The organism is Acinetobacter sp. WU_MDCI_Abxe161 (genome assembly GCF_025514355.1).
Classification (GTDB): Bacteria; Pseudomonadota; Gammaproteobacteria; order Pseudomonadales; family Moraxellaceae; genus Acinetobacter; species Acinetobacter pittii_E.
Genome location: NZ_JAHPTU010000009.1, coordinates 1 through 25,728, shown reverse-complemented (window position 1 = coordinate 25,728; position 25,728 = coordinate 1). Strand labels below are relative to the sequence as shown.

The 25,728-nt window shown below is 40.0% G+C and carries 22 protein-coding genes and 3 tRNA genes; 8 read left to right on the top strand and 17 right to left on the bottom strand.

Going from position 1 to position 25,728, the window contains the following annotated elements:
* Nucleotides 1–208 precede the first annotated feature (208 nt).
* The 8 genes from KTI78_RS11375 to KTI78_RS11340 all read right to left on the bottom strand — a co-directional run bounded on the left by KTI78_RS11375 (nucleotide 209) and on the right by KTI78_RS11340 (nucleotide 8,044).
* Complete coding sequence (locus KTI78_RS11375) at nucleotides 209–1,093, bottom strand: hypothetical protein (RefSeq protein WP_262446172.1); 885 nt, start codon at nucleotides 1,091–1,093, stop codon at nucleotides 209–211.
* 16 nt (nucleotides 1,094–1,109) lie between these two features.
* Complete coding sequence (aroB, locus tag KTI78_RS11370; protein ID WP_016142885.1) at nucleotides 1,110–2,192, bottom strand: 3-dehydroquinate synthase; 1,083 nt, start codon at nucleotides 2,190–2,192, stop codon at nucleotides 1,110–1,112.
* A 28-nt stretch (nucleotides 2,193–2,220) separates the two neighbouring features.
* The gene (aroK, locus tag KTI78_RS11365) at nucleotides 2,221–2,790 is read right to left on the bottom strand and encodes a shikimate kinase AroK (protein WP_016142884.1); all 570 of its coding nucleotides are present in this window, start codon (nucleotides 2,788–2,790) and stop codon (nucleotides 2,221–2,223) included.
* 11 nt (nucleotides 2,791–2,801) lie between these two features.
* Nucleotides 2,802–4,967 (bottom strand): type IV pilus secretin PilQ family protein, encoded by a 2,166-nt coding sequence (gene pilQ / locus KTI78_RS11360; RefSeq protein WP_262446171.1) that lies wholly within the window; start codon nucleotides 4,965–4,967, stop codon nucleotides 2,802–2,804.
* A gap of 62 nt (nucleotides 4,968–5,029) precedes the next feature.
* A complete protein-coding gene (locus KTI78_RS11355) occupies nucleotides 5,030–5,557 on the bottom strand; it encodes a pilus assembly protein PilP (RefSeq protein WP_262446170.1) in 528 nt (175 codons plus the stop codon).
* An 11-nt stretch (nucleotides 5,558–5,568) separates the two neighbouring features.
* Entirely contained in the window at nucleotides 5,569–6,348 is a 780-nt protein-coding gene (locus tag KTI78_RS11350; protein WP_239975231.1) for a type 4a pilus biogenesis protein PilO, read from the bottom strand.
* The gene (locus KTI78_RS11345) at nucleotides 6,345–6,986 is read right to left on the bottom strand and encodes a PilN domain-containing protein (protein ID WP_262446169.1); all 642 of its coding nucleotides are present in this window, start codon (nucleotides 6,984–6,986) and stop codon (nucleotides 6,345–6,347) included. The genes KTI78_RS11350 and KTI78_RS11345 overlap by 4 nt, the downstream gene beginning before the upstream one ends.
* Nucleotides 6,986–8,044: a pilus assembly protein PilM gene (locus KTI78_RS11340; RefSeq protein ID WP_224992062.1), complete on the bottom strand. Its 1,059-nt coding sequence runs from the start codon at nucleotides 8,042–8,044 to the stop codon at nucleotides 6,986–6,988. The genes KTI78_RS11345 and KTI78_RS11340 overlap by 1 nt, the downstream gene beginning before the upstream one ends.
* Nucleotides 8,045–8,205: 161 nt before the next feature.
* Between KTI78_RS11340 and ponA the strand changes: the two genes are divergently transcribed.
* The gene (ponA, locus tag KTI78_RS11335) at nucleotides 8,206–10,767 is read left to right on the top strand and encodes a penicillin-binding protein PBP1a (RefSeq protein ID WP_262446168.1); all 2,562 of its coding nucleotides are present in this window, start codon (nucleotides 8,206–8,208) and stop codon (nucleotides 10,765–10,767) included.
* 59 nt (nucleotides 10,768–10,826) lie between these two features.
* Here ponA and KTI78_RS11330 read toward each other — a convergent pair whose 3' ends face one another.
* The 9 genes from KTI78_RS11330 to KTI78_RS11290 all read right to left on the bottom strand — a co-directional run bounded on the left by KTI78_RS11330 (nucleotide 10,827) and on the right by KTI78_RS11290 (nucleotide 20,408).
* Complete coding sequence (locus KTI78_RS11330; protein WP_016142877.1) at nucleotides 10,827–11,651, bottom strand: putative RNA methyltransferase; 825 nt, start codon at nucleotides 11,649–11,651, stop codon at nucleotides 10,827–10,829.
* A 2-nt stretch (nucleotides 11,652–11,653) separates the two neighbouring features.
* Nucleotides 11,654–11,986, bottom strand: a complete 333-nt coding sequence (locus KTI78_RS11325) for a hypothetical protein (RefSeq protein ID WP_262446167.1) — start codon at nucleotides 11,984–11,986, stop codon at nucleotides 11,654–11,656.
* 59 nt (nucleotides 11,987–12,045) lie between these two features.
* The gene (gene mraY, locus KTI78_RS11320) at nucleotides 12,046–13,164 is read right to left on the bottom strand and encodes a phospho-N-acetylmuramoyl-pentapeptide-transferase (RefSeq protein WP_002116751.1); all 1,119 of its coding nucleotides are present in this window, start codon (nucleotides 13,162–13,164) and stop codon (nucleotides 12,046–12,048) included.
* Nucleotides 13,165–14,565, bottom strand: coding sequence for a UDP-N-acetylmuramoyl-tripeptide--D-alanyl-D-alanine ligase (murF, locus tag KTI78_RS11315; RefSeq protein WP_262446165.1), 1,401 nt, complete (start codon nucleotides 14,563–14,565; stop codon nucleotides 13,165–13,167).
* Nucleotides 14,566–14,573: 8 nt separating this feature from the next.
* Nucleotides 14,574–16,073, bottom strand: a complete 1,500-nt coding sequence (locus tag KTI78_RS11310) for a UDP-N-acetylmuramoyl-L-alanyl-D-glutamate--2,6-diaminopimelate ligase (protein WP_262446164.1) — start codon at nucleotides 16,071–16,073, stop codon at nucleotides 14,574–14,576.
* Between the two features lie 3 nt (nucleotides 16,074–16,076).
* Complete coding sequence (gene ftsI / locus KTI78_RS11305; protein WP_016142873.1) at nucleotides 16,077–17,909, bottom strand: penicillin-binding protein PBP3; 1,833 nt, start codon at nucleotides 17,907–17,909, stop codon at nucleotides 16,077–16,079.
* An 11-nt stretch (nucleotides 17,910–17,920) separates the two neighbouring features.
* Nucleotides 17,921–18,253: a cell division protein FtsL gene (ftsL, locus tag KTI78_RS11300; RefSeq protein WP_016142872.1), complete on the bottom strand. Its 333-nt coding sequence runs from the start codon at nucleotides 18,251–18,253 to the stop codon at nucleotides 17,921–17,923.
* Nucleotides 18,253–19,176, bottom strand: a complete 924-nt coding sequence (rsmH, locus tag KTI78_RS11295) for a 16S rRNA (cytosine(1402)-N(4))-methyltransferase RsmH (RefSeq protein WP_262446163.1) — start codon at nucleotides 19,174–19,176, stop codon at nucleotides 18,253–18,255. The genes ftsL and rsmH overlap by 1 nt, the downstream gene beginning before the upstream one ends.
* Nucleotides 19,177–19,406: 230 nt before the next feature.
* A complete protein-coding gene (locus KTI78_RS11290) occupies nucleotides 19,407–20,408 on the bottom strand; it encodes a sulfate ABC transporter substrate-binding protein (RefSeq protein WP_262446162.1) in 1,002 nt (333 codons plus the stop codon).
* Nucleotides 20,409–20,806: 398 nt separating this feature from the next.
* On the opposite strand from KTI78_RS11290, the gene KTI78_RS11285 reads away from it, so the two are divergent.
* The 7 genes from KTI78_RS11285 to KTI78_RS11255 all read left to right on the top strand — a co-directional run bounded on the left by KTI78_RS11285 (nucleotide 20,807) and on the right by KTI78_RS11255 (nucleotide 25,727).
* Nucleotides 20,807–21,106: a hypothetical protein gene (locus KTI78_RS11285; protein WP_016142869.1), complete on the top strand. Its 300-nt coding sequence runs from the start codon at nucleotides 20,807–20,809 to the stop codon at nucleotides 21,104–21,106.
* Between the two features lie 116 nt (nucleotides 21,107–21,222).
* Nucleotides 21,223–22,731: a glutamate--tRNA ligase gene (gene gltX / locus KTI78_RS11280; RefSeq protein ID WP_262446160.1), complete on the top strand. Its 1,509-nt coding sequence runs from the start codon at nucleotides 21,223–21,225 to the stop codon at nucleotides 22,729–22,731.
* Nucleotides 22,732–22,788: 57 nt separating this feature from the next.
* Nucleotides 22,789–22,864 (top strand) — tRNA-Ala (locus KTI78_RS11275).
* Between the two features lie 25 nt (nucleotides 22,865–22,889).
* Nucleotides 22,890–22,965 (top strand) — tRNA-Glu (locus KTI78_RS11270).
* 128 nt (nucleotides 22,966–23,093) lie between these two features.
* The gene (locus tag KTI78_RS11265; protein ID WP_224992069.1) at nucleotides 23,094–24,515 is read left to right on the top strand and encodes an amino acid permease; all 1,422 of its coding nucleotides are present in this window, start codon (nucleotides 23,094–23,096) and stop codon (nucleotides 24,513–24,515) included.
* Nucleotides 24,516–24,633: 118 nt separating this feature from the next.
* Complete coding sequence (locus KTI78_RS11260; RefSeq protein WP_262446159.1) at nucleotides 24,634–25,533, top strand: hypothetical protein; 900 nt, start codon at nucleotides 24,634–24,636, stop codon at nucleotides 25,531–25,533.
* 121 nt (nucleotides 25,534–25,654) lie between these two features.
* Nucleotides 25,655–25,727 (top strand) — tRNA-Glu (locus tag KTI78_RS11255).
* Nucleotide 25,728: the final 1 nt, after the last annotated feature.

The following is a 25,728-nucleotide window of genomic DNA, read 5'->3' as shown; positions in this document are numbered from 1 at the left end:
AATAGTTTATAGCACATTAATAAGCACAAGAATAAAGCAAAAACTATGCCAATATAATTTTTAGAGGTTAAGTATTTATTTTTGTTAAAAATAGGTAGGTTTTATTCAGGTTATCATTTTAATAAATGACCAAATATGCACCACTGTCGATCAAAATATATATACGTTTTTTATTTTTGCACCATAATAGAGCAATTCAACCTTATGATTAATTGCCTCGTGTGCCCTCATTTGTTGCATTTTTTGTAGAAACTTCAGTCGTGCGATTTTGTTGAGCCTTTTTAGCCGCATCAGCTGCACCAGAATTAGACTGATGTACATCCACTACATTTCCCTCAGCATCTCGACGAATAATTGTTGTTCGAGTTGTAGAGTTTGTTGTTGGAGAAGCTACTTTAGGTTGTGTATTCACGGTTCCGCCTACGCCAGACCCTATGAGTAATGACTCATCAATTTTAGGCAAGGCAGCTGGACGTAATCGCACTTCATAAGTTTGGCTCATTCCACCTTTCATTTCATCCGCTCCCAAATCATTAACTAAGGGTGCATAGGTCGAGAATTGTTGGGGATGAGGTTTAACTGACTCAGGCAAATCAAGATTCAGTTGAGTTAATTGTTGAATAGCATCTTCAGAACGTTTAAATACGCCATACGTCAATACATATTGTTCAGATTGCTTATCTCCACTTAAACGGAAGTAGATAAATTTATTGCGCTCTGGACGATTTTTTAAAAAGTTTTTAATAATATCTTCATCAGACGCACGGAAAAGCTCAAGCGTCCATTGTTTCTTATTTTCATTAATAAATTTTGTACCGCGGAACTCTGCCTCATGTTGACCAGAAGCAACCGTACGAGTCGTTAAATCAAGAGGCCTAACTTCATCAGCTAAAGCCCCTAAATTAGCAGTTGTTGCTACTTTTTCAGGCTGAATTTGCACTGGTGCATCTGCATCAGCTGCTTTTTCAACTTCAACTAGCTTCTTACTATCGGTCATGACCCAGAAAATAAAGGCCAGAAACAAGCAGACGATACCACCCACCAACCAGATATATTGTTGAACATTCTGCCAAAGTGTACGTGATACAGTCATGTGTTACCTTAATTTATTATCCGTGTTGATTCGCCAAAATAGCTTGTTTCATGAGTTCGACATCAAAGTCTTTGGTAATTACTGCTTGACCAAGTTGCTTTAACAACACTAAGCGTAATTGACCATTGAGGACTTTTTTATCATGAGCCATATATCCAAGGAATTCATCCAATGGAATTTTTGGACATGATATCGGCAAATTAGCGCGTTGAATAATTTTTTTTGTACGCTCTACATCATCGCTTGAAATCCAACCTAAGCGTTGTGATAAATCAGCGGCCATTACCATACCTGTTGCTACTGCTTCACCATGTAACCAAGTGCCATAACCCAAGTAAGATTCAATTGCATGGCCGAAAGTATGCCCCAAGTTGAGTAAAGCTCGTTCGCCTTGCTCTTTTTCATCATTAGCCACAATACGCGCTTTATGAGCACATGAACGATAAACAGCTTCCGCTAAAAGCTCAGCATCCCGTCCAATCAACCCATCCATATTCTGCTCTAACCAAACGAGAAAATCAGCGTCGCCTAATAAAGCATATTTAATGACTTCCGATAATCCAGCCGATAACTCTCGATCAGGTAAAGTATTGAGTTGTGCCATATCAGCTAAAACGACTTGAGGTTGCTGAAATGCACCTAGCATATTTTTACCGAGTGGGTGGTTAATACCAGTTTTACCGCCTACACTTGAATCTACTTGTGAAAGGAGCGTAGTTGGAACCTGAACAAAATAAACACCGCGCTGGAAACATGCCGATGCAAAGCCAGCCATATCACCAATAACACCACCGCCTAAAGCTAAAACCGTACAATCACGATTAAAGCCAGCTTCAAGTAATGCATCAAAAATCAAATTTAAATGCTGAATATCTTTATATTTTTCACCATCAGGCAAAATACAAGTCGCTACAGTTTTACCCAAACTTTTTAAAGCTTCTTGATAGTGAGATAAATATAAAGGAGCAACCGTTTCGTTACTCACGATCATAACCTGTTGACCATGAAGATAAGGCTCAAGCAACTGCTTAGGATCAAGTTGACTGCCAATAAAAATAGGATAACGGCGTTCGCCTAATTCAACATGTAAAGTTTGCATGAGTTTATAAAACCACAAGTAAGTTTGGCTATTTTAGCGGGTTGGACAAAATAAGTTGCAGAATCTTTTGAGCAAGATCACGAGCAGCGCCCTGATTGGTTTCAATCGTGTAATGAGCAACTTCACGATATAAAGGGTCACGTATTTTTAACAAATCTCGTAATTTTTGTTCAGGATTTTCAACTTGTAATAACGGTCTGTTTTTATCGCGATAAGTTCGTTGTAATTGTAGTTCTACAGGGGTGTACAGATAAACAACTATACCACGTTGCTTTAGAAATTCGCGATTGGGTGCTTGAGTGATCGCCCCTCCTCCTGTCGCTAACACCAAAGCCTTACGGGAAGTCAACTCATTTATGACTACGGTTTCACGGGTACGAAATCCAATTTCCCCTTCTTTCTCAAAAATCCAGGGAATAGTGGCGCCTGTTTTGCGTTCAATTTCATGATCACTATCTAAAAATTCACGCCCTAATAGTTCGGCTAAATGACGTCCAACGGTTGTTTTTCCTGCCCCCATGGGCCCTACCAAATAAATATTTGGCAGGGTTTCAAACGCTTTGCTTGGCAAGGCGCCACCTATTTCAATTGCTTTCATTAAAAAATATATTAATGATTTCTCACCAAAGTGTCATTAACAATTCGTGGCGTAACGAAAATCAGTAACTCTTGCTTATCATCAGATTTCACATCTTTTCTAAATAAACGTCCAACGACAGGAATGTCTCCAAAGAAAGGAACCTTGGTTTGTGAGTTAGAAGTTGTCTGCTCAAATACTCCTCCTAAAATAACAGTCTCACCATTATTGACGAGCACATTAGTATTAATCTGATTCTTATTTAAAATTAACTCGCCATTAGGAGCCGCGCCAGCCACAGAATCCTTTGAAATATCCAATTTCATTTGAATTTTACCATCAGGCGTAATGCTCGGAGTAACATCCAAACTTAAAAGCGCATCTTTAAATGATGTACTTGCTGTAGCTCCAGCAGCAGAATTCGTCGTGGTTTGATATGGAACCTGTTGACCTGTTGCAACTTTTGCAGGTTGTTTATCTGCGGTCATCACTTTAGGGGTGGAAATCACCTCACCATAGCCATCAGCTTGTAGTGCAGAAAGTTCGAGATCAAGCATAAAATCCGACATACTAATCAAACCAAAGGCAATACTTCCAGCTGGATTAGTTACCCCTAAATCGACATTTAAATTGTCTGGGCGTTCAATCGTATATTTATAACCACCTGTGGTTTCATCTTTTTTAGGTTCTCGTAAATTCCACAAGGTTGTTTCACTACCACCTACTAACAAATTATTATTATTAGTAATCCCTTGCGATAATATGCCCCATTTAACACCGAGTTCTTTAGTAAAAGAAGTAGAGGCTCTTACAATACGTGCCTCAACCATAACCTGTTTAACTTGTACATCCAAAAGATCAATCATTTTGCGAATTTGATCAATCGACTGAGCCGTATCGTTAATAATTAAGGTATTGGTACGGTCATCTTGGGTAATTGTTCCACGTGGACTCAATAAACTTCCTACATTATTACCTAAACTATCAACACCAGTATTTAAATTGGTTGAGGTTGAAGTACCCCCGCCAGACGTACTCTGCAAACCATTACTATTGTTTGAGCCTTTGGTAACTAAGCTCATAATATCTTGAGCTCGTGCATATTTCAGTTGAATATACTCAGTTTGCAATGGCGCTAATTTCACACTCTGTGCAACAGCTTTTGCCTCTTCTTCTTCAGCCTTAATCAATTCTGTAACTGGAGCAATCCAAATTACATTTCCATTTCTGCGTTTATCTAAATTTTTAGTTTTTAAAATAATATCAAGTGCTTGATCCCACGGAACATCTTTTAAACGCAAAGTAATATTACCTTGAACGCTGTCAGCCGCAACCATATTAATGCCAGTAAAATCAGCCAGTAACTGTAAAACGCGACGAACTTCAATATCTTGAAAATCGAGAGAAAGCTTATTACCAGAGTAATTAGGTGTCTTATATAAAGAGGTTACATTTTTGTCCTGCGGACGCTTTAAGCTAATGGTCAATTTATTTTCTGCCTGATAAGCCATATATTCATAGCTACCAGTAGTTTGAATCGTAATAACGCCATTGCCTTTTTCATTATAAGATTCAATTGTCGAAACAGGCGTAGCAAAATCATTTACATTTAAGCGTTTAGCTAAGTGTGTGGGAATTTTAGAGCCTAACGTTCTCACCACGACCTTACTCCCTTGTTGTTGAACATCAACAGGGGTATTACTTCCCAGCAAGTCAATAACAATAAGGCCTTCACCTTGACTACCGCGCTGGAAACCAATATTTGAAACACCTTGGGGTTGCACGACACTTGTTGGTACGGGTTTCGCTACAGCTTGAGCTGAATTAATTTTTAAAATAAAAGTATTGCCTTCAATACGAGTAGTAAAAGCACCTGCCTCATTTAAATTTACTGTTAAACGTGAACGCTGATCATCAGAGCTTACATCGACCGAGCTCGCCTCATTAGTTCCAATCGCTACTTTTGTCTGTGTGAGATTCTGCTGCGCTTTATTAAAATCTAAAATTAAGCGTGAAGGATTTTCAAGTTGATATGCTTGTGGTTGCGGCGGCAAACCATTAAACATCACTCGAATTTCCGTACCCTGACCCGCTATTTGCGTCGGTGCTATGTTGGTCATGCTGACCTGTGCAGATGCAACCTGCATAATTGCAACCGCTACAGCCCCCATAGAAAACTGACTGAATACGTGATTCATTGTCTAACCATCCCCAATTAAATAATCTTTAAAAATACTTTTTCTTTGTTATTCCCTAAATTTTAGGGTGCAGGTCCAATTAACACTAAGGTTCTTGGTCTCTCCACATAGCCTTCTCGTCCGTCAGGAACAATTTCCACCAGATCAATCTGAGTCGGACCAATATGGGTAATCCGGCCTTGATTCATTCCGATATAGTTCCCCACCTGTACACGCTCAATTTGGTGGTCAGGTGTTTGAATAAGCGCCATGACTTGTCCGCGGTTGTTACGCATACTTCCTTTCATATTTAAGGATTCTAATGCATAGCTTTCGAGTGGCTGAGGTGCGCGGGAGAAATTCGGATATACCTGTTTTCCAGCCATAATTTTGAGTTCAGCCGCAAGTGAGCTTGGTAAAAAAGGACTCTTTAACTGATGGGCTGCATAATTAAACTGAGGCACAGGTGTAAAAAAAGGTGCAGGTTCTATAGCTTGTGGTGGCTGATTACGTATATCGGCCATTTGCTGATTTACGGCGTCGATTCTTGAGTCGCATCCAACTAAAACCAAGCCTATCCCCAGAGAAAGTAAAATTTTCTTTAGTTTCATTAATTATCCTCCTACTTTCGCTTTGACTTCTTGATAGAAGGAATATTTACATTATGGCTATCGGAGGTGTTGGCTTGGTTCTCACCATTTATCCCTTGTGAATCATTATTATTTTGGCTTTCACTTGCTCCCATATAGCGATAAGTTTTTGCTTTAATAGCATAATTAAGCACAGGAATATCTGATTTACTATCTTTAACAGGAGCAGCTTCAACGACAAAATCGTGCATGGTTACAATACGCGGTAATGCGGCAATACTGCTGACAAAAGCACCAAAAGCGTGATAATCGCCTGTTGCCTCAATCGTAATTGGCTGTTCAATAAAAATTTCCTGCTTCACTTCATCTTCTAAACGGATATTTTTAAACTTCAGACCAGAATTCACCCCTGTTAAGTTAATATCTTCAACTAAACTTGGAATTTCGGTCTCCTTTGGCAATTGTTCTAACTGCTGATTAAAGTTGGCTTGCATCTCTTGAAGTTGAAGCTGATATTGCTGCAAGTTACGTAATTTTGAATCTTTTTCTCGAAACTCATTTAATAAATTACTTTCTTGTGCTTGAGCATTATCAATTGCTTGGAGCTTTGGCTGAATAGCAACAAAATATCCCAAGGCCAATACAGCAAAGAAAATAAAAATCCAGCACGTAATTTTCACAGATAATGGCCAGCTACCATAACTGTTCATATCGAGTGTGTTAAATTGCTGAAGAAATTTTTCTAAGGTAATCTTTTTTTTCTTAGATGGAGCTTGTTCTAAAGACAGCTCATGAAGTTCATCAAGACTCATTTTGCTACCTCCTTATCCGTACTTACAGATGAGTTGGCAGTATCATCTGTTGCTGTCACTCCCATTTCCCCTACATCAACAGTAACGACAAAACTGCCATAGCTATCTTCCACTCGGGGAAGCAAAGAACTCACAGCCTTATCTTTTTTCTCTTCAGTCGCCAAGAAAGAATTCATAAAAGCATTGCGATACCATGGAGATGCCTCAAGATTACGTAATAACTCTGCAACTGTATTTGGACTTTCTGCTTTACCTTCAATGGTAAATTTATCTCCAGTTCGACTGAATTTGGTCAAATACATAGCTGCCGGAGTCACGCGCACCAATTCATCTACCAAACGCACGACGACTGGACGCTGACTTTGCAAACCTTGAATGAGTTTCATACGCTCAATAATGGCATCACGTTGTTCTTGCAAACCGTTTAAGGTTTTAAGTTGTTGATCTAGATTTTGGTTTGTACTGATGATGAGCTGATTCGCTTGTTCTTGATCATCTAATTTTTGATTCAAATAAAACCACTCGGAAAATACAGTGGTTATCCCCAAAACAACGACCCCAAAACATAAAATAATAAATTGTTTTTTACGCTGCTCCCTAAGCCCATCACGCCAAGGAAGTAAATTAATTGTTGCCATTAATCAAAACTCCTTAAAGCCAAGCCACATGCCACCATTAGTGATGAGGCATCGTTTTCAATTTTTTGAATGTCGACTTGAGGAGAAAAACCCATTTGTAAAAACGGGTTGGCAATAGTGACTCGGTAACCAAGTTTTTGTTGCAACAATTTAGCTAGCCCTGGAATATTGGCATTCCCGCCTGCTAGCAAAATATGGTCAATTTCATTGAATTGAGATGAAGAAAAGAAAAATTGTAGCGATCTAGCCGCTTGCTGCACTACAGCATCTAAAAATGGCTCTAAGATTTCGATGTCATAATCATCTGGTAAAGAACGTTCTTTCTTAGCCCGTCCCGCCTCTTCTAATGACAAACCATAACGGCTTTGAATTTCGAGAGTAAGCTGTTTACCACCGAAGACTTGTTCACGGGTATAAACGATTTTGCCATTTTGCATAACCGATAATGTGGTCATGGTATGGCCAATGTCTAAAATACCAATAGTATTTGCACCCATGGGTAAGCTATCAGCAAACACACTAAAAGCACGCTCGACAGCATAACTCTCGACATCAGCAAGTTTAGGCGTTAAATCTACCAGTTCCAGTACTTCTACGCGTGTTTCAACATTTTCTGTGCGCGTTGCGACTAAAAGTACATTCACACGATTTGGATTTGGCAGTCGATCTGGTAAAACCTCAAAATCAAGGCTCACCTCATCCAAAGGGAACGGTATATATTGCTCCGCATCTAATCGAATCTGAACTTCACGTTCATCATCGTTCATATCTGCATCCATTTCGATGGTCTTATGGATGACCGTCGATGTCGGAACAGCAATTGCAGCATTACTGGTTTGGGGATTTGCTAAATTCATCGCCCGTTCCAAAGCTTCTGCAACTGCTTCTGGATTTAAGATATTTTTTTCAACTACACTGTTCTCAGGTAAAGGCGTCAAAGCATAACTTTCCACCCAATATTTACCGTTCTTAACAGAGAGCTCTAACAACTTAACAGAAGTCGAACTAATATCGACGCCCATTAACCCCTTATTCGGTTTACGATATAACCTGAGCACACTATTGTCCTATTATTTTTTTATCCCCAAAAAAAATTACAAACCAATAATCTAGGTCTTTATTTTTACACGGATACAATATCTCATCTAACAATCCGCATGTCTAAAGGCTATACTGACCACAATTAGTTTGTATTCGATCTTATTAAAGCTTACTTATCATGAAAAAGCTATCCAGTTTGGGCTTCGTGCGTCCAATTTTTTTGATCATTATTATTATCTTAGTCTCACTTCCGATGGGCTTTTATGGCATGTATCTCTATATCGCCCCATCGCTCCCTGAAATGAGTTCACTAAAAAAAGCTCCGCTTTTAAAACCGCTACAGGTCTATACCTCGGATAATCAACTGATTGCCGAGTATGGTGGTAAGCTTTCTATTCCAGTTGAATACAAACAAATTCCTCCTGCTTTTATTCATGCATTTTTAGCAGCAGAAGATTCTTCTTTCTTTGAACATAGCGGGATCAGTTTTAAAGGCTTAGGTCGTGCTTTAAGTGAAAGTGTGACAGGTTCAGATGTGCAAACTGGTGGTTCAACGATCACCATGCAAGTTGCAAAGAACTATTATTTGAGTCCAGAAAGAACCCTAAAACGTAAAATAACCGAGATCTTTTTGGCTCGAAAAATTGAGCAGAATTTATCTAAAGAAGAAATTCTCAGTCTCTATGTGAATAAAATCTTCTTAGGCAAAAATGCGTATGGTATCGCGGCAGCAGCCAAGATTTATTACAACAAAAGTATTAATGAACTGAGTGTTGCCCAAATGGCAATGATCGCTGGTTTGCCAAAAGCACCATCTAAATACAACCCAGTGGTTAATCCGGAACGTGCACTCGAACGACGTAACTGGATTTTGGGTCGTATGTTACAACTGGGTTATATTACTCAAGCAGAATATCAAAAAGGTGTAGCAGAACCGATTAACCTGAACATGCCCAATCGAGATTTAAATAATATTCACCCGTACGCTGGTGAAATGGTTCGTTCAGAACTTGTAAAGCACTTTGGTGAACAAGCGATTGATTCTGGTTATAAAGTCTACACAACGATTAATGCTAAACGCCAAGCGATTGCAGAAAAATCTGTGCAAGATGGTCTTGAAGCTTATGACCGTCGTCATGGCTGGCGTGGTGCAGAAGCGCATGACAAACCATTAAGTGAATTTAGAGCATATGCCAACACTTATCCTGCGCAAGTTACTAAGGTAAATAGCAGCTCTTTTGAAGCATTAATGCAAGATGGCTCAACCGTTACTGTTCAGTGGTCAGGCATGTCATGGGCACGTCCCTATCGCAATGCAAATAGTGTAGGTGGTGCTCCTTCGCGCGCATCTCAAATTGTAAAAGTTAAAGATATTGTTCGTTTACGCCCGAATGATAATAAAACCGCATGGTCTTTAGTTCAGGTTCCTAAAGTTCAAGGTCAACTTATTGCAATTAACCCAAATGATGGCTCAATTGAAGCAATTGTAGGTGGCTATAACTTCTACCAATCAAAATTTAACCGTGCCTTACAAGGCTGGCGCCAACCGGGTTCTACGATCAAGCCATTCCTCTATGCTTTAGCATTAGAAAGAGGTATGACCCCGTATAGCATGGTGAATGATAGCCCAATTACGATTGGCAAATGGACACCACGAAACTCTGATGGGCGTTACCTAGGTATGATTCCATTACGTCGTGCTTTGTATTTGTCTCGTAATACCGTATCAGTAAGACTTCTACAAACTGTAGGGATTGAACGTACTCGCCAATTATTTATGGATTTTGGTTTACAAGAAGATCAAATTCCACGTAACTACACCATTGCACTAGGTACGCCTCAAGTATTACCAATTCAAATGGCAACTGGATATGCAGCGTTTGCAAATGGTGGCTATCGTGTACAACCGCACTTCATTCAACGTATTGAAGATGCTTACGGCAAAGTTATTTATGAAGCCAAACCGGAATACGCATGTATTCCATGTATTAATGCACCTGACACAACAGGTGATGAGCAAAAAACTACAACGACTGATGATGAAGTCATCGAAGTTACGAATAAAGACGTAGAGCAGAAGGAAAAAGCCGCTAAGCAGCTTAATCTTAAACAGACTGATAAAAACAACAGTCAATATCGTCAAGCTCAACGTATTTTAAAATCAAGTTCTGCTTACGATATGGCGAATATCTTACGTGACGTAATCGAGCATGGTACAGGTCGTGCTGCGCTTAAAATTGGCCGTAGTGATTTAGGTGGTAAAACAGGTACTACGAATGATGCAAAAGATGCATGGTTTGCAGGCTTCAACGGTAAGTTAGTGACTGTAGCATGGGTTGGATTTGACCAACCGACTACACTTGGTCGCCGTGAATATGGTGGTATTGCTGCATTGCCGATCTGGATTAACTTTATGGGTCAAGCATTGCAAGGTACGCCAGCAGCTTGGGTTCGTTTAGATAAAGACGCTCAAGGCCCTATTTCTCGCGACAAACAACAAACCGTTACTGAAGTAGGCGATAAGAAAACTTATCGTGCTGCTCCACCATTAGCGCGTCCGCTCTACCGTCCAGCACCGCCGCAACCAAAACTGAGCAATGACAATGACTTCTCTGATTTACCGGGCGAAGAAATTGTTATTCCATCTAAGGCTGCGCCTCCTGCTATGAAACCTTCACAGGAGCCTGCGCCTAAGCGTGAAAAAGATGAATTAGAAAATCTGATTAATCAGATTGAATAGCAAAAAAAAGAAGCCATCATCAGATGGCTTCTTTTTTTTGCGCTCTTAAAAATAGATCATCAGATGGCTTTTTTATTGCGCTTCTGAAAAACATATATTTGAAAAGATGCTGTTACTTCTAATTGTGAGTGCTGCTCTAACTGTGAACGGCGCTCAGGAGAAGCTTTGTAAGCATAAGGCGTCATAGCAATCAGATTTTTTAAAGCCTGCTGCTCAAGCACAAAAGGTGCATCAATAATTTGCTCTTGTTTTAGCTCAAACAAATCTTGCAACTGCTCTACAAACTTTTCTGGTGTGTGAGGGTTCACTTGTTCAAAAAGAGCCTCACGCATGGCGTACAAATGTTCAGAGGCAGGCGTAACAACTATTAAATAACCCTCATCTTTTAAAACACGCGCAATTTCGGCTTGGGGAATCGGGCTAAATAAACTGGTGCAGGCATCCATGCTATGGTCTAGCACCGGTAAAGTCGCCCCTGTTCCTACAACCCAAGTTACTTCAGGATTGAGCTTTGCCGCGCGCTGTACAGCAGTTTTTGCAATATCAACACCAACACAGTGCTCAACGACTTGCTGCATGGCACTTGTATAGTAGCCCTCACCACAACCAATATCGAGTATCGCTTTTACATCGAGTTGCTTTAATAAATCGACTACAGCCTGCTGTAATGGCTGATAGTAACCGCCTTGTAAAAAAGCTCGGCGCGCATCTACTGACTCGGGTGTATCCCCTGGGTTTTTACTATGTTTATGTTGCACAACATGTAAATTGACATAGCCTTGTTTAGCCACATCGTAACTATGCCCTTGCTCACATCGCCATGTTCTTTCAGTTAAATTTAGAGGCTGACGACACACTGGACACATTAAAATTTGCTTAGCCACTTTTAATTATTCTCTTGTTCTTTTTGTTGTAAATAAGCCTTTGCATGCAGACCAACAAAGGTGCGACCTGTATTTGTTCCCTTAATCCATTCATCTACTTGAAATAAATCAAACAGACCTACTTTGATCAAAGTTGGAATTGCAATTTTCAATTCTTCCTCAATTTGTCCTCTTTCCCCTGCATTATATAATTCAATATTGTGTAGCATTGTCGCTACAGTTCCTGTTTGAACTTGACTTCCATCTTTAAGTACAACTTGAGGTAATACTTCGTCCTCTCCAACTACTTTTTGATTAATCACAGATAATTGGTCTAGACCAGCAACTTTTGTCATTCACCTCTCCAATAAAAAAAGCCAGTAGAACTGGCTTTATATTGACACTAAAATAAGATCTATCGCAATTTTAAAGTCATTAGACCTAAAACTACTAATATAATTGTAATAATCCAAAAACGAATCACGACTTGCGTTTCTTTCCAGCCCTGCTTTTCATAATGATGATGCAGCGGCGCCATTAAGAACACACGTTTATTACGCATACGCAACGAGCCGATTTGTAAGAATACAGATACTGCCTCCATTACAAATACACCGCCCATAATTGCAAATACGATTTCTTGGCGCACCATAACTGCAATTGTTCCAAGCATCGCACCCAAAGCTAAAGCGCCAACATCACCCATAAATACTTGAGCAGGATGCGCGTTATACCAAAGGAATGCTAAACCTGCACCAATCATGGCAGAACAGATTACCACAAGCTCAGAGGTATACTTCACATACGGAATATGTAAGTAGTTAGCGAAACGGATGTCACCAGACAAGTAAGCAAATACGCCCAAGCCCGTCGCTACCATAACCACTGGCATGATTGCCAAGCCATCCAAACCATCTGTTAAGTTAACTGCGTTAGAAGCACCATTAATTACCAGATAGGTAAACACAATAAACGCTAAACCTAACGGAACAATTGAGAGTGGTATTGAAAGATTCTTAAAGAATGGAATCAATAAATCCAACATGTTTGCGGTATGTTCTGCATTGGACTGTTGAGTTGCGATTAAATACAACGCAATACCAGCCCCAAGGGACGCAACAGAAGTCCAGAAAAACTTCTTACGTGCAGGTAAACCCGCATTGTCTTTATAGCGAATTTTAATCCAGTCGTCTGCCCAGCCTACAGCACCGAACACAACCATTACACCAAGCACAATCCAGACATAAGGGTTAGATAAATCAGCCCATAGCAAGGTACTAATACCAATTGAAAGCAGAATTAAAATCCCGCCCATGGTTGGTGTACCCATTTTTTTAGCATGATTTTCAGGAGCAAACGAACTTACTGCCTGACCGTATTTTAACGCTTGTAATTTACGAATCATGATCGGCCCAAGGACCAGACCAATGGTCAGTGAAGTTAATACACTGAGTAAAGAACGTAATGTTAAATAACGAACGACCTGAAACGAGCTGTGATAGCCCGCAAGTTGTTCAAACAACCATAACAGCATTTAAAGTTTCTCCATCAAATCAGCCATCAACGTTTCCATATGAGTAAAGCGAGAACCTTTAAACAGGAAACTCATGGACTGGGGTTGATGTGTTTGGATTAGATTAATTAAAAATGGAAGCGCCTCAGCTTGTGTCTGAAATGCTTTCATTTTATTAGAATGAGAGCCTGCACCCTCGAGAGCAGCTGGAGCAAACTGCCCAACCGCAATAATATGGTCTAAAGGAAGCTCGGCGAGATCACGCCCTAAATCATGATGCTCTTGCCAACTGCTATCACCTAACTCACCAATATCCCCGATGACCATCACTTTTACGCCTTGTTGCTGCAACAACACTTGTGCAGCAGCGCGCATAGAAGTCGGATTGGCATTGTAGGTATCATCAATAAATAAGTAAGGTGACTTTTGAATAAAGTTAAGACGACCTTTCGCTCCCTCAGCTTGCTCTAAACCTTGAACAATATCTTCTAGTCCAATACCAAGTGCTAAAGCAAAAGCTACGGCTGCGGTCGCATTTTGAACATTATGCTCGCCAGCAAAAGGAAGCTTAACGGCACTACTACCTTGCGGTGTATGAAGGTTAAAATTCGTTGACTGAGGCAATAATTCAATATCTGTTGCATAGACATCGCCTCCTACACCAAATGTAGAAATGCGATGCGACCTTGCAGCTTCAAGAATTTCAGCAGTAAAGTCATCTTGTTGCGGCACAATTGCAACGCCATTTGGTAAAATATGGTGATAAATTTCCGATTTAGCGCGGCAAATACCTTCACGCCCACCAAATTCACCTAGATGAGCTGTACCAATATTTAAAATACCTGCAACATGGGGCTGAACAAGTTTTGAGGTGTAATCAATCTCGCCTTGATGGTTTGCACCCAACTCCATCACCACATATTGATGTTCCTTGCGAAGCTCTAGCAACATCATCGGGACACCAAGGTCATTATTTAAATTGCCTCGGGTAATTAATGTCGATGCTAAGCGCGACAATATACTTCCCAACATTTCTTTGGTCGTCGTTTTACCACTACTGCCCGTCAAGGCAATTACCTTTAATTGTGGGTTTTGCTCACGGCGATAAGCGCCAAGTTGTCCTAAAGCCAAACGGGTGTCGGCAACGACTAATTGAGCAATATCGACATCTAGCGGACGTTCAACAATGGCGATTTGACAACCATTTTCAGCAACTTGCGCAACAAAATCATGCGCATCGAAACGCTCACCTTTTAGCGCTAAAAAGGCATCCCCAGTTTCCGCATGACGCGAGTCCGTCAAAATACGTTTAATTTCAGTTTGAGGGATCTGGTCTTTATGCCAGTAGCCCTGTGTTGCCTGTTGTAATTGTTGAGCTGTCCACGGTTCCAAAGGCACGGTACTGGTGGTTGAAGTATGCATAATTTGTCCTATTGTGCAGGGTAAGCAGCGTCTACAGTATGATATTGCGCAGCAATCGCTGATTGCACTTCGACAACATCATCAAACCAGTGACGCACGCCATTAATTTCTTGATAATTTTCATGTCCTTTACCAGCAATCACAACGATGTCGCCAGGCTGAGCCTGCTGTGCAACAAATTTGATTGCTTCACGGCGGTCATGAATTTCATGCATACGGTGCCCTGAAAAATCGATTTCTTGTTTCATGTCTGAAAAAATCTGTTCAGGGTCTTCTGTTCGTGGATTATCAGAAGTCAAAATAATCGGGTTTGCGCCATCTAAAGCTGCTTGAGTCATAAGTGGACGCTTACCGCGATCACGGTCTCCACCACATCCAAATACTGCCCAAAGTTGATTCGAAACATGGCGTTTTAATGTTTTAAGTACTTGAATTAATGCATCTGGTGTGTGCGCATAATCAACAACAAATAAGCGATCACCATCGCGAATGACCTGCATTCTGCCTGGCGCACCAATCAGTTGAGGAACGAAAGCGACTAGTGCTTTTAAATCAAAACCCGCTTGTTCAGCAGCGATGAGGGCTGCAACCAAGTTTTCAACATTAAAATGCCCCAATAATGGACTTTGTACCGCAAAAGAACCATGCGGACTCACTAAATTAAATGTTGCCCCAGCTAAACTATAACTTAGGTCAGTAATATAATAATCGGCAGTATTTTGAGTAAGTGAATACGTTAAAATTTTTGGTTGAGCAGGATTTTGCTTTGCTGCATTTATCATGAGAGCAGCATGCTCATCATCTAAATTAATAACAGCTACTTTTAAAGAATTGAAACGGAATAAAAGAGCCTTTGCTTCTGCGTAAGCTTCTAAAGTTCCATGATAATCCAGATGATCACGACTCAAATTACTATAAACGGCAATCTCAATAGCACAGCCATTTAAACGTCCCTGCTCTAAACCATGTGAACTTGCCTCTAAAGAAGCAAAAGTCGCACCTTGTTTAGCATAATCATGCAATGCATTTTGTAGGTGTAAAGCATCAAGCGTAGTATGAGTTGATGGCGTTAAGTCTGGCAAAATACCATTACCTGTAGTACCCATCACGGCACAACGCTGTTGTTGTGAGCTAATTAATTCAGCCACTAGACGCGAAATTGTGGTCTTACCATTTGTACCAGTCACGGCAATAATACGTGCTGGCGTCACAGGATCTATACGCTGTAAATAACGCTCTTGCCATTCGCCCATAAGTTGACGTACATCAGGACACACCCACTCATTTGCCACACCCAGCTCAGTCTCACTAATGATGGCAAGCGCACCATTCGCTAAAGCCGACTCAGCAAAGGTACGCGTTTTTTCAGGTTGGCTATAACTGGTCAAAGCGATAAAGATCTGGCCTGACTCAACCTTACGGCTGTCTAAGCTAAAACCCTGAAAAGGCTGCTTAGACCAGTGTGCATCAATCTCGACTGGATTAATTTCTTGAAAAGAAACAGACATAGCTTACCTGCGAATAGGATTTACTGAAGTATCAAGGGGCTTATCAAGCGGCACATTCATTAAACGCAATGATTCTTGCATAATGCGTGCAAAAACAGGGGCCGCCACCAAACCACCGTAATAACGACCTTGTGGATTTTCAACAACGACAATAACTGCTAAACGAGGATCGCTAATCGGAGCTACACCTGCAAATAAAGCACGGTATTCATTATTTGAATAACCTTTGCGGTCTGCACGAAGTTTATGAGCCGTACCTGTTTTACCGCCAACACGATAACCTGGGATATTAGCTTGTTTGGCAGTACCACCCGGCATAGTTACTTGCTCGAGCATAAGCAAAACCTGATCAGCAATTTTTGGAGCAAGAACTTGCTCACCTTTCGGTGCTTGATCGAGCTTATGTAGGCTTAAAGGCATTTTCACCCCATGGTTTGCAAGCATTGCATAGCCTTGCGCCAACTGGAGAATAGTTGCATTTAGACCATAACCATAAGCCATAGTACCGATTTGAGAAGAGTTTAATTTACTTACGGGAAGCACTAAACCAGAGCTTTCGCCAGGGAACTTCACAGCAGAACGTTTACCAAAGCCAGCACGATTAAAGAAGCTCGGTAATGTTTCCTTAGGAAGTGATAACGCAATTTTTGCCGAACCTACGTTTGATGACTTGATAATTACGCCACTAACCGTCAAAGCGCCATAGTTATGTGTATCGCGAATGGTATGCCAACCTAAACGCATTGAACCAGGTGAAGTGTTGACAATCGTATTTGGAGTGTATTTTCCAGTTTCGAGCGCAGCAGAAATCGTAAAAGGCTTCATGGTAGAACCTGGTTCGAACATATCAATCGCACCGCGGTTACGCATAGCATCTTTATTAGATAAGCCGTTTTTATCATTCGGGTTATAAGATGGCCAACTGGTCATTGCCAGAATTTCACCTGTTTTAACATCTACAGCAATTGCTGTTGCCGAACGGGCATTATTTGCAACGCCAGCAGCAGTCAACTCACGATACATAATATATTGCAAACGAGAGTCGATACTTAAAGTGATGTTTTCGCCTGGCTCACCTTCACGAATAACCTCTGAAACTTTTAAGCGGTTACCACGTTTATCACGAATAATTTTTTGCTCACCATCCACACCTGACAATTGTTTATTCAACTGCATTTCCAAGCCTTCAATCCCTTGGCCTTCACTATTTGTTAGACCAATAATCTGAGCATTTGGCTGCGGTTGAGGATAATAACGTTTATACGTTTTCTCGGCATAAACGCCTTGGAAGTTACCCTTTGTAATCAGATCTGCCTGTTGTGGTGGCACTTCTTTTTTCAAAACTAAATAACGAGAACGTGGACGTGCATTCATCTGTTTCTTAAGATCAGCACGGTCTAAGCCAACCACATCAGCCAATTCATCAAGATTCAGGTTTTTATCTGGTAATTGGCGTTTTAACTTACGATTATTCGGATCTTTCTTTAATTCTGCCGTAATTTCGTCATATAAATGCTTAGTATCAAAATAATCACGCGGATCCATTACGATTTTCATGATCGGAGTGCTGATCGCTAAAGGCACGCCATGGCGATCGCTAATCACCCCACGCATTGCCTCAATACGTTCCGTACGCAAAATATTGGCATTGGCCTTGTTTTGTAAAAAGTCTTTATTAATGACTTGCACATAAAATGCACGTGCAATTAATACAACAAAACAGAGCAGTACTGTTGCCCAGAGCAGATAAAACCGCCACATATCAAAGGCAAGAGTTGGTTTTTCCGAAATAGACTGCTGTTTTTTCCGTGTTTGCTTTGTTCGCTTATCTACCATACAGCAAGGCCTTACTTATTTTGCTCTGAGGTCATCGGTAAAGAAATTACCACCGTTTCTGCAGCAGGTGGCGAAAACATCCGTAGTTGGGTTACAGCACGCGTACCAATCTGTGCTGTTGCACCGAAGGTTTGTTGCTCAATAAGCAAACGCCCCCATTCAGCATTGAGATCATCACGCTCACGCATATAAGAGCTAAGCTCTCTATAATCATGACGATATTCAAATACTTGAAATACCACCATCATGGCACTAATAAAAACAAGTGCCACTAGTACGGTATATACCACAACTTTTTTCACCACTTTATTTTCGGTGGTTTCAATTTCATCACTGCTTTTCATTACGCGCCTTTTTGTTCCAAGCGTTCAGCAACCCGAAGCCATGCACTACGTGAACGAGGATTCGCTTTTACTTCTTCTTCACTCGCACGAACCCGTGAAATTTTCTTTAACCTTCTTGTATCTACCTGTTGCTGTGGCATCCCCCAGCCAAAATCTTCTGCCAAAGTCGATTCTTTTTGAATAAATTGTTTGATCAAGCGATCTTCAAGAGAATGAAAGCTAATCACAGACAAACGTCCTTTTGGTTTTAGCAAGTCTACAGCTTGTGGTAAAAATACTTCAATATCATCTAGTTCTTTATTAATAGCAATACGAATTGCCTGAAATGTACGTGTGGCTGGATGCTTATGTTTTTCCCATTTTGGATGAGCTGTTTTAACAAGTTCTGCCAACTGTGCTGTCGTGTCGAGTCTTCCAGCCAGTTTAATAGCTTTTGCAATACGTCGACTATAACGTTCTTCGCCATATTGATAAATAATATTTGCCAATTGTTCTTCTTCAATTTCAAGCAACCACTCAGCCGCAGTTAATCCTTTAGAGTTATCCATACGCATGTCTAACGGACCATCTTGCATAAAACTGAAACCACGCTCAGCTTGGTCGAGTTGAGGAGATGACACCCCTAAGTCAGCCATAATGCCATCAACACTCATCACACCAATTTCCTGCATTTTTTCTTTAATATCAGCAAAACTGGCATGAATAATAGTAAATCTTGGATCTTCTTGTGCCAAAGCAGCCGCAACTTCCAAAGCTTGAGGGTCTTTATCAAATGCATACACTCGTGCATTTTCATCAAGTTTCGAGAGCAATAAACGTGTATGCCCACCTCGTCCGAAGGTTGCATCGATATACACCCCTGTTGTGCGATCTGCCAATAAGCTCTCAACGGTCTCAAAAAGTAAGACAGAAATATGCGACATAGGTGTTAAATCATTGCGTAAAAATGTAACTGCACATTATCACCTTGTTTATGTCCAACACCAAACGGCTTTTTGTAGGAAAATATTAATTTTTCATAGATAAAACCGTTTTATTAGCATTTTTTAAGCAAAAAAAGAAAGCAAGCCCACTTTTTTAAGTTTGCTTACTTTCTTTATAAATATTTAGCTTTTAACTTTTCTTTTGGACTACTGTTTTTTAAACATTCTATTTACTGTTTGCCACCATAAATTTGATCAAAAATAGCGCCATTTGCAAAGTGAGTTTTCTGTGCTTTAGCCCAGCCACCGAATACATCATTAATGGTAAATAATTTAATTTTTGGGAATTGCGCTGCATATTTCGCAGCCACTTGAGCATTACGCGGTCGGAAATAATGTTTAGCAGCCAATTCTTGGCCTAAAGGTGAATATAAAAAGTTCAGATAACCTTTTGCCAAGGTCCGGTTTCCATTTTTATCTACTGTTTTATCTACAATTGCGACAGATGGTTCAGCTAAAATCGAAATTGATGGATAAACAATTTCATATTTATCTTTATCTAGTCCTTTAGTTGCCAATAATGCTTCATTTTCCCAAGACAATAAAACATCACCAATGCCACGTTCAGCAAATGTTGTAAGTGAACCACGTGCTCCTGAATCAAGCACTTTCACATTGTGATAAAGCTTTTTAACCAGCTCACGAGCTTTAGCATCATTTCCACCCGGCTGTTTTAAAGCATATCCCCACGCAGATAGATAAATCCAACGCGGTGCGCCACCTGTTTTAGGGTTAGGTGTAATAATTTCTATTCCCGGTTTTGTTAAATCATTCCAGTCGCGTATGTTTTTTGGATTACCCTTTCGCACTAAAAATACGACACTTGAAGTATAGGGCGCCGAGTTATTTGGAAATCCTTTTTGCCAATTTGGTTGAATAAAACCAGCTTTCACAATCTCGTCAATGTCATTCGCAAGTGCTAACGTTACTACATCAGCCTCAAGCCCTGTTGCTACTGCACGAGCCTGCTTACCAGATCCCCCATGTGATTGTTTAAATTCAACATCTTGCCCTGTCCGCTGTTTCCAAAACTTACCAAAAGCCTGATTATATTCTTGATAAAACTCCCGCGTCGGGTCATAAGAGACATTTAAAAAAGAAGTAGCTGCTTGAGCTGCTGTTACCGCCATTCCCATATACAAAGCGACAGCCATTATTGATATTTTTTTCATTTACAAAATCCATCATTCATTTTAGTTTTACTATATTTTTAATTTTATTTTTTACAATCAATTACTTATATTTATATCTTTATTACTAATCTTTTTTAAAGATATACTTTAGAAAGTCTGAGTTATTCATTTTTGAAAAATTTTGTAATTATTCTTACAACTTATTTAGGACCTTCACTTTATCTACACATTAATTTGATAAATAATGAAGTGCAAAGGATACATATGGTTTACATTTAAGTCGACCAGATTAAAATATAGGTAAATTTTGTAAAAATTGTGACACAGTTCAACTTTTTTATTAAGATTTATGTTTAAATCGTAGTATTACCGTAATTTTACATTTTGTTAAACTCAAAAAATAGATGAAATGTAATGAACAGAGGGGATGATTTACAATGAAAATTCATTATGGAAAAGCGTTAAGCTTAAGTTTGGTGCTGGGTTTGGCATCACAGTTCTCTGCAGCAGCAGTACTTAAAGATACTCCAAATAAAACTGGTTCAGATAAGCAAACTTCACTTATTGAAAAAGCTTTAGATCAACAAAAACGCAACCCTATTGTGTTACCGTCTACAAATGATGAACTTAAAGTTCTAAATACGATTCGCGTTACACCAACTCAAAATTTTCTAGCTGCACAACATGAGCGTTTTTCACGTTTTGTTCAGGCAATCTTTCAGCCGCATGCTTCTTAAAATCTGAAACACCCCCTCTTCGTTTCAGTTTTAGCCCAGACTGACGTTAAATAAAACGTCAGAATACTGGGCTTTTTCGTTATAATAGTTTCAATTTTTATTCTGACCCTTTATCTATGAAAGTTCGTACTCGTATTGCACCTTCCCCTACCGGTTTTCCTCATGTCGGCACAGCTTACATTGCTTTATTTAACATGTGTTTTGCAAAACAACATGGTGGAGAATTTATTTTAAGGATTGAAGATACAGACCAACTTCGTTCTACACCAGAATCTGAAAAAATGATTTTGGATTCATTACGTTGGTTAGGTTTGAATTGGTCTGAAGGTCCAGATGTAGGTGGTCCGCATGCACCATATCGTCAATCTGAACGTATGGGAATTTATAAGCAATACGCATTAGAACTTGTTGAAAAAGGTCATGCTTTTTACTGTTTTGCAACAGCAGAAGAACTTGACCAGATGCGTGCGGAACAACAAGCACGTGGCGAAACACCAAAATATGATGGCCGCGGCTTAAAGCTTTCCCAAGAAGAAGTGACTCGCCGTCTTGAAGCGGGTGAACCTCATGTCATTCGTATGAAAGTGCCTGAAGAAGGTGTTTGTAAATTTAATGACTTGCTCCGTGGAGAGGTTGAAATTCCTTGGGCACAAGTCGATATGCAAGTTCTTCTTAAAACAGATGGCTTACCAACTTACCATTTAGCTAACGTTGTTGATGACCATTTAATGGAAATCACTCATGTATTGCGTGGTGAAGAATGGCTTCCATCTGCACCAAAGCATCAATTGCTTTACCAATATTTTGGTTGGGAAATGCCAACACTTTGTCACATGCCATTGTTGCGAAACCCAGATAAATCAAAACTATCTAAACGTAAAAACCCAACATCAATTAACTACTACCGCGATATCGGTGTATTACCAGAAGCCTTGTTAAATTATTTAGGCCGTATGGGTTGGTCAATGCCAGATGAAAGAGAAGTTTTCACATTACAAGACATGATGGATAACTTTGACATTCAACGTGTATCACTAGGCGGACCAATTTTTGACGTTGAAAAATTGAACTGGCTTAACGGTCAATGGATCAAAGGGTTAACTCCAGGTCAATTATTAGACCGCTTATTAACATGGAAAAGTGACCGCAGCACTTTAGAAGACATTGCTGCCGCTATTCAACCACGTATTAATTTACTTTCAGAAGCTGTGAATTGGGCTGGTTTCTATTTCAACCATATGCCACAAATCACAGCAGAAATGTTTGAAAGTAAAAAATTGACTCAAGAGCAAGTTCGTCAAAGTTTGCAATTTGCAATTTGGCGTCTTGAAGGCCAATTTACTTGGAATAATGACACCGTTAGCCAAATCCTAATGGATCTTGCAAATCAGATGGGCATTAAATTACGTGATTTTATGCCAGCGTTCTTTATTGCAATTGCCGGTTCAACGAGCTCAACACCAGTTATGCAGTCAATGGTTACGCTTGGACCTGATTTAACTTTCGCTCGCTTACGTCATGCCCTAGAAATTGTGGGTGCACCAAGTAAGAAAGAAGTTAAAAATTGGGAAAAACTCAATGAGAGCTTAAAATTGCCGAAAAATGACGCAACTAGCGAAGTTTAATTCATTTTTTTGTTGACGTGTGAGCGCATTCACCCTAAGATTGCGCTCACACAAACTGGGGTCATAGCTCAGTTGGTAGAGCGCTACAATGGCATTGTAGAGGTCAGCGGTTCGATCCCGCTTGACTCCACCACGCTCCTTTGTGTTTGCCTCATCAAGTCCCTATCGTCTAGAGGCCTAGGACATCGCCCTTTCACGGCGGTAACCGGGGTTCGAATCCCCGTAGGGACGCCATATTCTGCTTTAATAATTATTAAAAGACTCTATCGTCACCTTACTGTTTATTCTTTATCTCTTTCTAGATTGCACATTTGTCTATTTTATCTAAAATAGCGTCTTTCTTAATTCTCTCAATGTGTAATATGCAGCCATCTGACAATCAACTAGATGCTCATCAGCATCAGAACAGTACTGCACCTTTAAAAAGAGCCATGAGTACTCGCCATCTTGTGATGTTATCACTGGGCGGAGCGATCGGAACTGGTCTATTTTTAGGTTCAGGGGAAGTCATTTCACAAACTGGAGCTATTGGCGCAATTATTGCCTATATTCTTGGTGGCGCGATCGCTTACATGGTTATGCTCTGCCTAGGAGAACTCGCTGTACACATGCCTGTTTCAGGTTCTTTCGGTGCATATGCCAAAAAATATATTAGTCCAAGTACGGGCTACATGATTTCTTGGATGTACTGGCTAACTTGGACGGCAACGCTTGGAACCGAATTCACAGCCGCTGCTCTACTCATGCAAGAATGGTTCCCGCATATTTCAATGTGGATTTGGACAATTATTTTTGCGGTTACTATTTTTGGCTTAAATATTAGTTCAACTCGTATTTTCGCTGAATCTGAATTCTGGCTGGCCCTTGTTAAAGTCGTTACCGTCATTGCCTTTATTGTGCTGGGCTTATTAGCAATTTTTGGTTTAATTCCATTCCATGGTTCCCAAACTGCTCCTCTATTTAGCAATCTGACAGCTCAAGGCTGGTTCCCTCATGGTTTAATTCCTATTTTTACAACCATGTTAATTGTTAATTTTGCTTTCTCAGGAACCGAATTAATTGGTGTAGCAGCAGGTGAAACAAAAGATCCGGCTCAAAATGTTCCAAAAGCAATTAATGCTGCAATCTGGCGTCTACTTATTTTCTTTGTAGGTACCATCATTGTTATTAGTGCCTTACTTCCTTTCCAACTTGCTGGCTTAGGCGGTGACGGCGTAAGTAGCAGCCCTTTCGTTACTGTATTTAATTATATTGGCATTCCATATGCGGATGATATTATTAGGTTTGTAATTATTACAGCTCTGCTTTCGGCAGCAAACTCTGGACTTTATGCTGCTTCACGTATGATGTGGTCACTGTCGGAACAAAAATTACTGCCTAGCGTATTTGCCACTCTATCAAAAAGTGGAACACCGATTGTAGCTCTAGTGGTAACGATGTTCGGTGCCATTCCGGGTTTGTTATCAGAGCAATTTGCACCAGAGACTATTTTTAAAAATCTGCTTGGTGTTGCGGCTTTTACTATGGTCATTGTATGGATGAGTATTTGTTTAAGTCAGTTCAATTTCCGTCGCCAATGGTATCGATCAGGCCATACGGTTAAAGACTTACAATATGCTGCCCCTCTATTCCCTATTGTGCCAATTTTAGGTTTCGTTTTCTGTTTTATTACTTGTTTAAGTATGGCAGCAGATCCTGAAATGCGTGCCGGTTTTGTAGGCTGTCTAATTTTCACAGCTTTATGCTATCTCAGTTATTTTATTTTTTACCGCAATAAGGCCTAAACTTATTGTTGTGAAAAAAGTGTAGCAAAAAGCTACACTTTTTTTTGCCTACATACTGGTTTTCGACAAGATACCGTTGTAGATTGAAATTTATATTAAAAACAAAATCTTGTATAGAATGAAAATTATATTTATCCACGGGATGAATCAACAAAACTACACAGCACATCGCTTGAAAGAGCATTGGTTAAAAGTATTTAAGCTCGGCCTAAAACAAATGCCTTGCAAAATTAATGTCCGCGATCTTCATATTCATATGCCGTTTTATGGCGACCTAATGACTAAATATCAATTAAGCAATCAATTAGACCTTAATACGTTATTACCTAAATCATTTTTAAATAATTATTTGCCCATTCACTTCCATCACAACAATCCCCCAGCTAAAGAACACACCCCATTTGTTCCCTTATTACCTCCAGCAACAGATCCAGCTGAAAAAAGCTTTTCGGAACGACTTTATCTCACTTCTCAGCTTGTAAAAGACCGCGTACTCAAAGAGCTAGTCGTACTTTTAAATAACTTCCCTAAATTGCATGAAAGTTTGATCCAGCAGTTTTTAATTGAAACATATATGTATTTGTCTAATCCTGAGTTTATGCAGGAAGTGAATGAGCGGATTTTAAAGAAAATGCGAGAAGACGAAGATTATATTATCGTTGCTCATTCTCTCGGCTCGGTTATTGCTTTTAACCTTCTTTCGGACCCTACTTATCAGTTTTCGATTAAACGATTTATAACGCTAGCTTCTCCTTTATCTTTTCGCGTGATTCAAAGCAAGCTTGCCAGTCCAATTTCTAGACCACCCTGTATCCATGGTGATTGGTTTAATTTTTACTCACAAGATGATTTTTTGACCGCATTTCCATTATGCGAGGCTCCATTTAATTTTGAGCCGCCTATTATTAATCAGAAAATTTATACTTTCGCTAACCAGCCGCATGAGATTTTAGGGTATCTACAACACCCCTCGGTTATAAAGGCAATTATTGAGCCTTTTCAGAAAAATGGAGGCTAAACGTATATATTTTCTACGATTTGAGTTATTTTTAATCGCTTGGCTGTTTTTTTTAATATTTCTTCAGAAAACTATTTGACACTTTTATTAAATCGACCTAATATACGCCCACCTCTGAAACGTCCCTATCGTCTAGAGGCCTAGGACATCGCCCTTTCACGGCGGTAACCGGGGTTCGAATCCCCGTAGGGACGC

Bases quoted from the DNA above. Each gene is read 5' to 3' on its own strand.
- aroK (WP_016142884.1), bottom strand. From the start codon at position 2,790: ATGAAAGCAATTGAAATAGGTGGCGCCTTGCCAAGCAAAGCGTTTGAA.
- KTI78_RS11345 (WP_262446169.1), bottom strand. From the start codon at position 6,986: ATGGCAACAATTAATTTACTTCCTTGGCGTGATGGGCTTAGGGAGCAG.
- KTI78_RS11375 (WP_262446172.1), bottom strand. From the start codon at position 1,093: ATGACTGTATCACGTACACTTTGGCAGAATGTTCAACAATATATCTGG.
- murF (WP_262446165.1), bottom strand. From the start codon at position 14,565: ATGCATACTTCAACCACCAGTACCGTGCCTTTGGAACCGTGGACAGCT.
- rsmH (WP_262446163.1), bottom strand. From the start codon at position 19,176: ATGTCGCATATTTCTGTCTTACTTTTTGAGACCGTTGAGAGCTTATTG.
- pilQ (WP_262446171.1), bottom strand. From the start codon at position 4,967: ATGAATCACGTATTCAGTCAGTTTTCTATGGGGGCTGTAGCGGTTGCA.
- KTI78_RS11355 (WP_262446170.1), bottom strand. From the start codon at position 5,557: ATGAAACTAAAGAAAATTTTACTTTCTCTGGGGATAGGCTTGGTTTTA.
- aroB (WP_016142885.1), bottom strand. From the start codon at position 2,192: ATGCAAACTTTACATGTTGAATTAGGCGAACGCCGTTATCCTATTTTT.
- KTI78_RS11285 (WP_016142869.1), top strand. From the start codon at position 20,807: ATGAAAATTCATTATGGAAAAGCGTTAAGCTTAAGTTTGGTGCTGGGT.
- gltX (WP_262446160.1), top strand. From the start codon at position 21,223: ATGAAAGTTCGTACTCGTATTGCACCTTCCCCTACCGGTTTTCCTCAT.
- KTI78_RS11265 (WP_224992069.1), top strand. From the start codon at position 23,094: ATGCAGCCATCTGACAATCAACTAGATGCTCATCAGCATCAGAACAGT.
- ftsI (WP_016142873.1), bottom strand. From the start codon at position 17,909: ATGGTAGATAAGCGAACAAAGCAAACACGGAAAAAACAGCAGTCTATT.
- KTI78_RS11325 (WP_262446167.1), bottom strand. From the start codon at position 11,986: ATGACAAAAGTTGCTGGTCTAGACCAATTATCTGTGATTAATCAAAAA.
- ponA (WP_262446168.1), top strand. From the start codon at position 8,206: ATGAAAAAGCTATCCAGTTTGGGCTTCGTGCGTCCAATTTTTTTGATC.
- KTI78_RS11350 (WP_239975231.1), bottom strand. From the start codon at position 6,348: ATGAGTCTTGATGAACTTCATGAGCTGTCTTTAGAACAAGCTCCATCT.
- mraY (WP_002116751.1), bottom strand. From the start codon at position 13,164: ATGCTGTTATGGTTGTTTGAACAACTTGCGGGCTATCACAGCTCGTTT.
- KTI78_RS11260 (WP_262446159.1), top strand. From the start codon at position 24,634: ATGAAAATTATATTTATCCACGGGATGAATCAACAAAACTACACAGCA.
- KTI78_RS11290 (WP_262446162.1), bottom strand. From the start codon at position 20,408: ATGAAAAAAATATCAATAATGGCTGTCGCTTTGTATATGGGAATGGCG.
- ftsL (WP_016142872.1), bottom strand. From the start codon at position 18,253: ATGAAAAGCAGTGATGAAATTGAAACCACCGAAAATAAAGTGGTGAAA.
- KTI78_RS11310 (WP_262446164.1), bottom strand. From the start codon at position 16,073: ATGTCTGTTTCTTTTCAAGAAATTAATCCAGTCGAGATTGATGCACAC.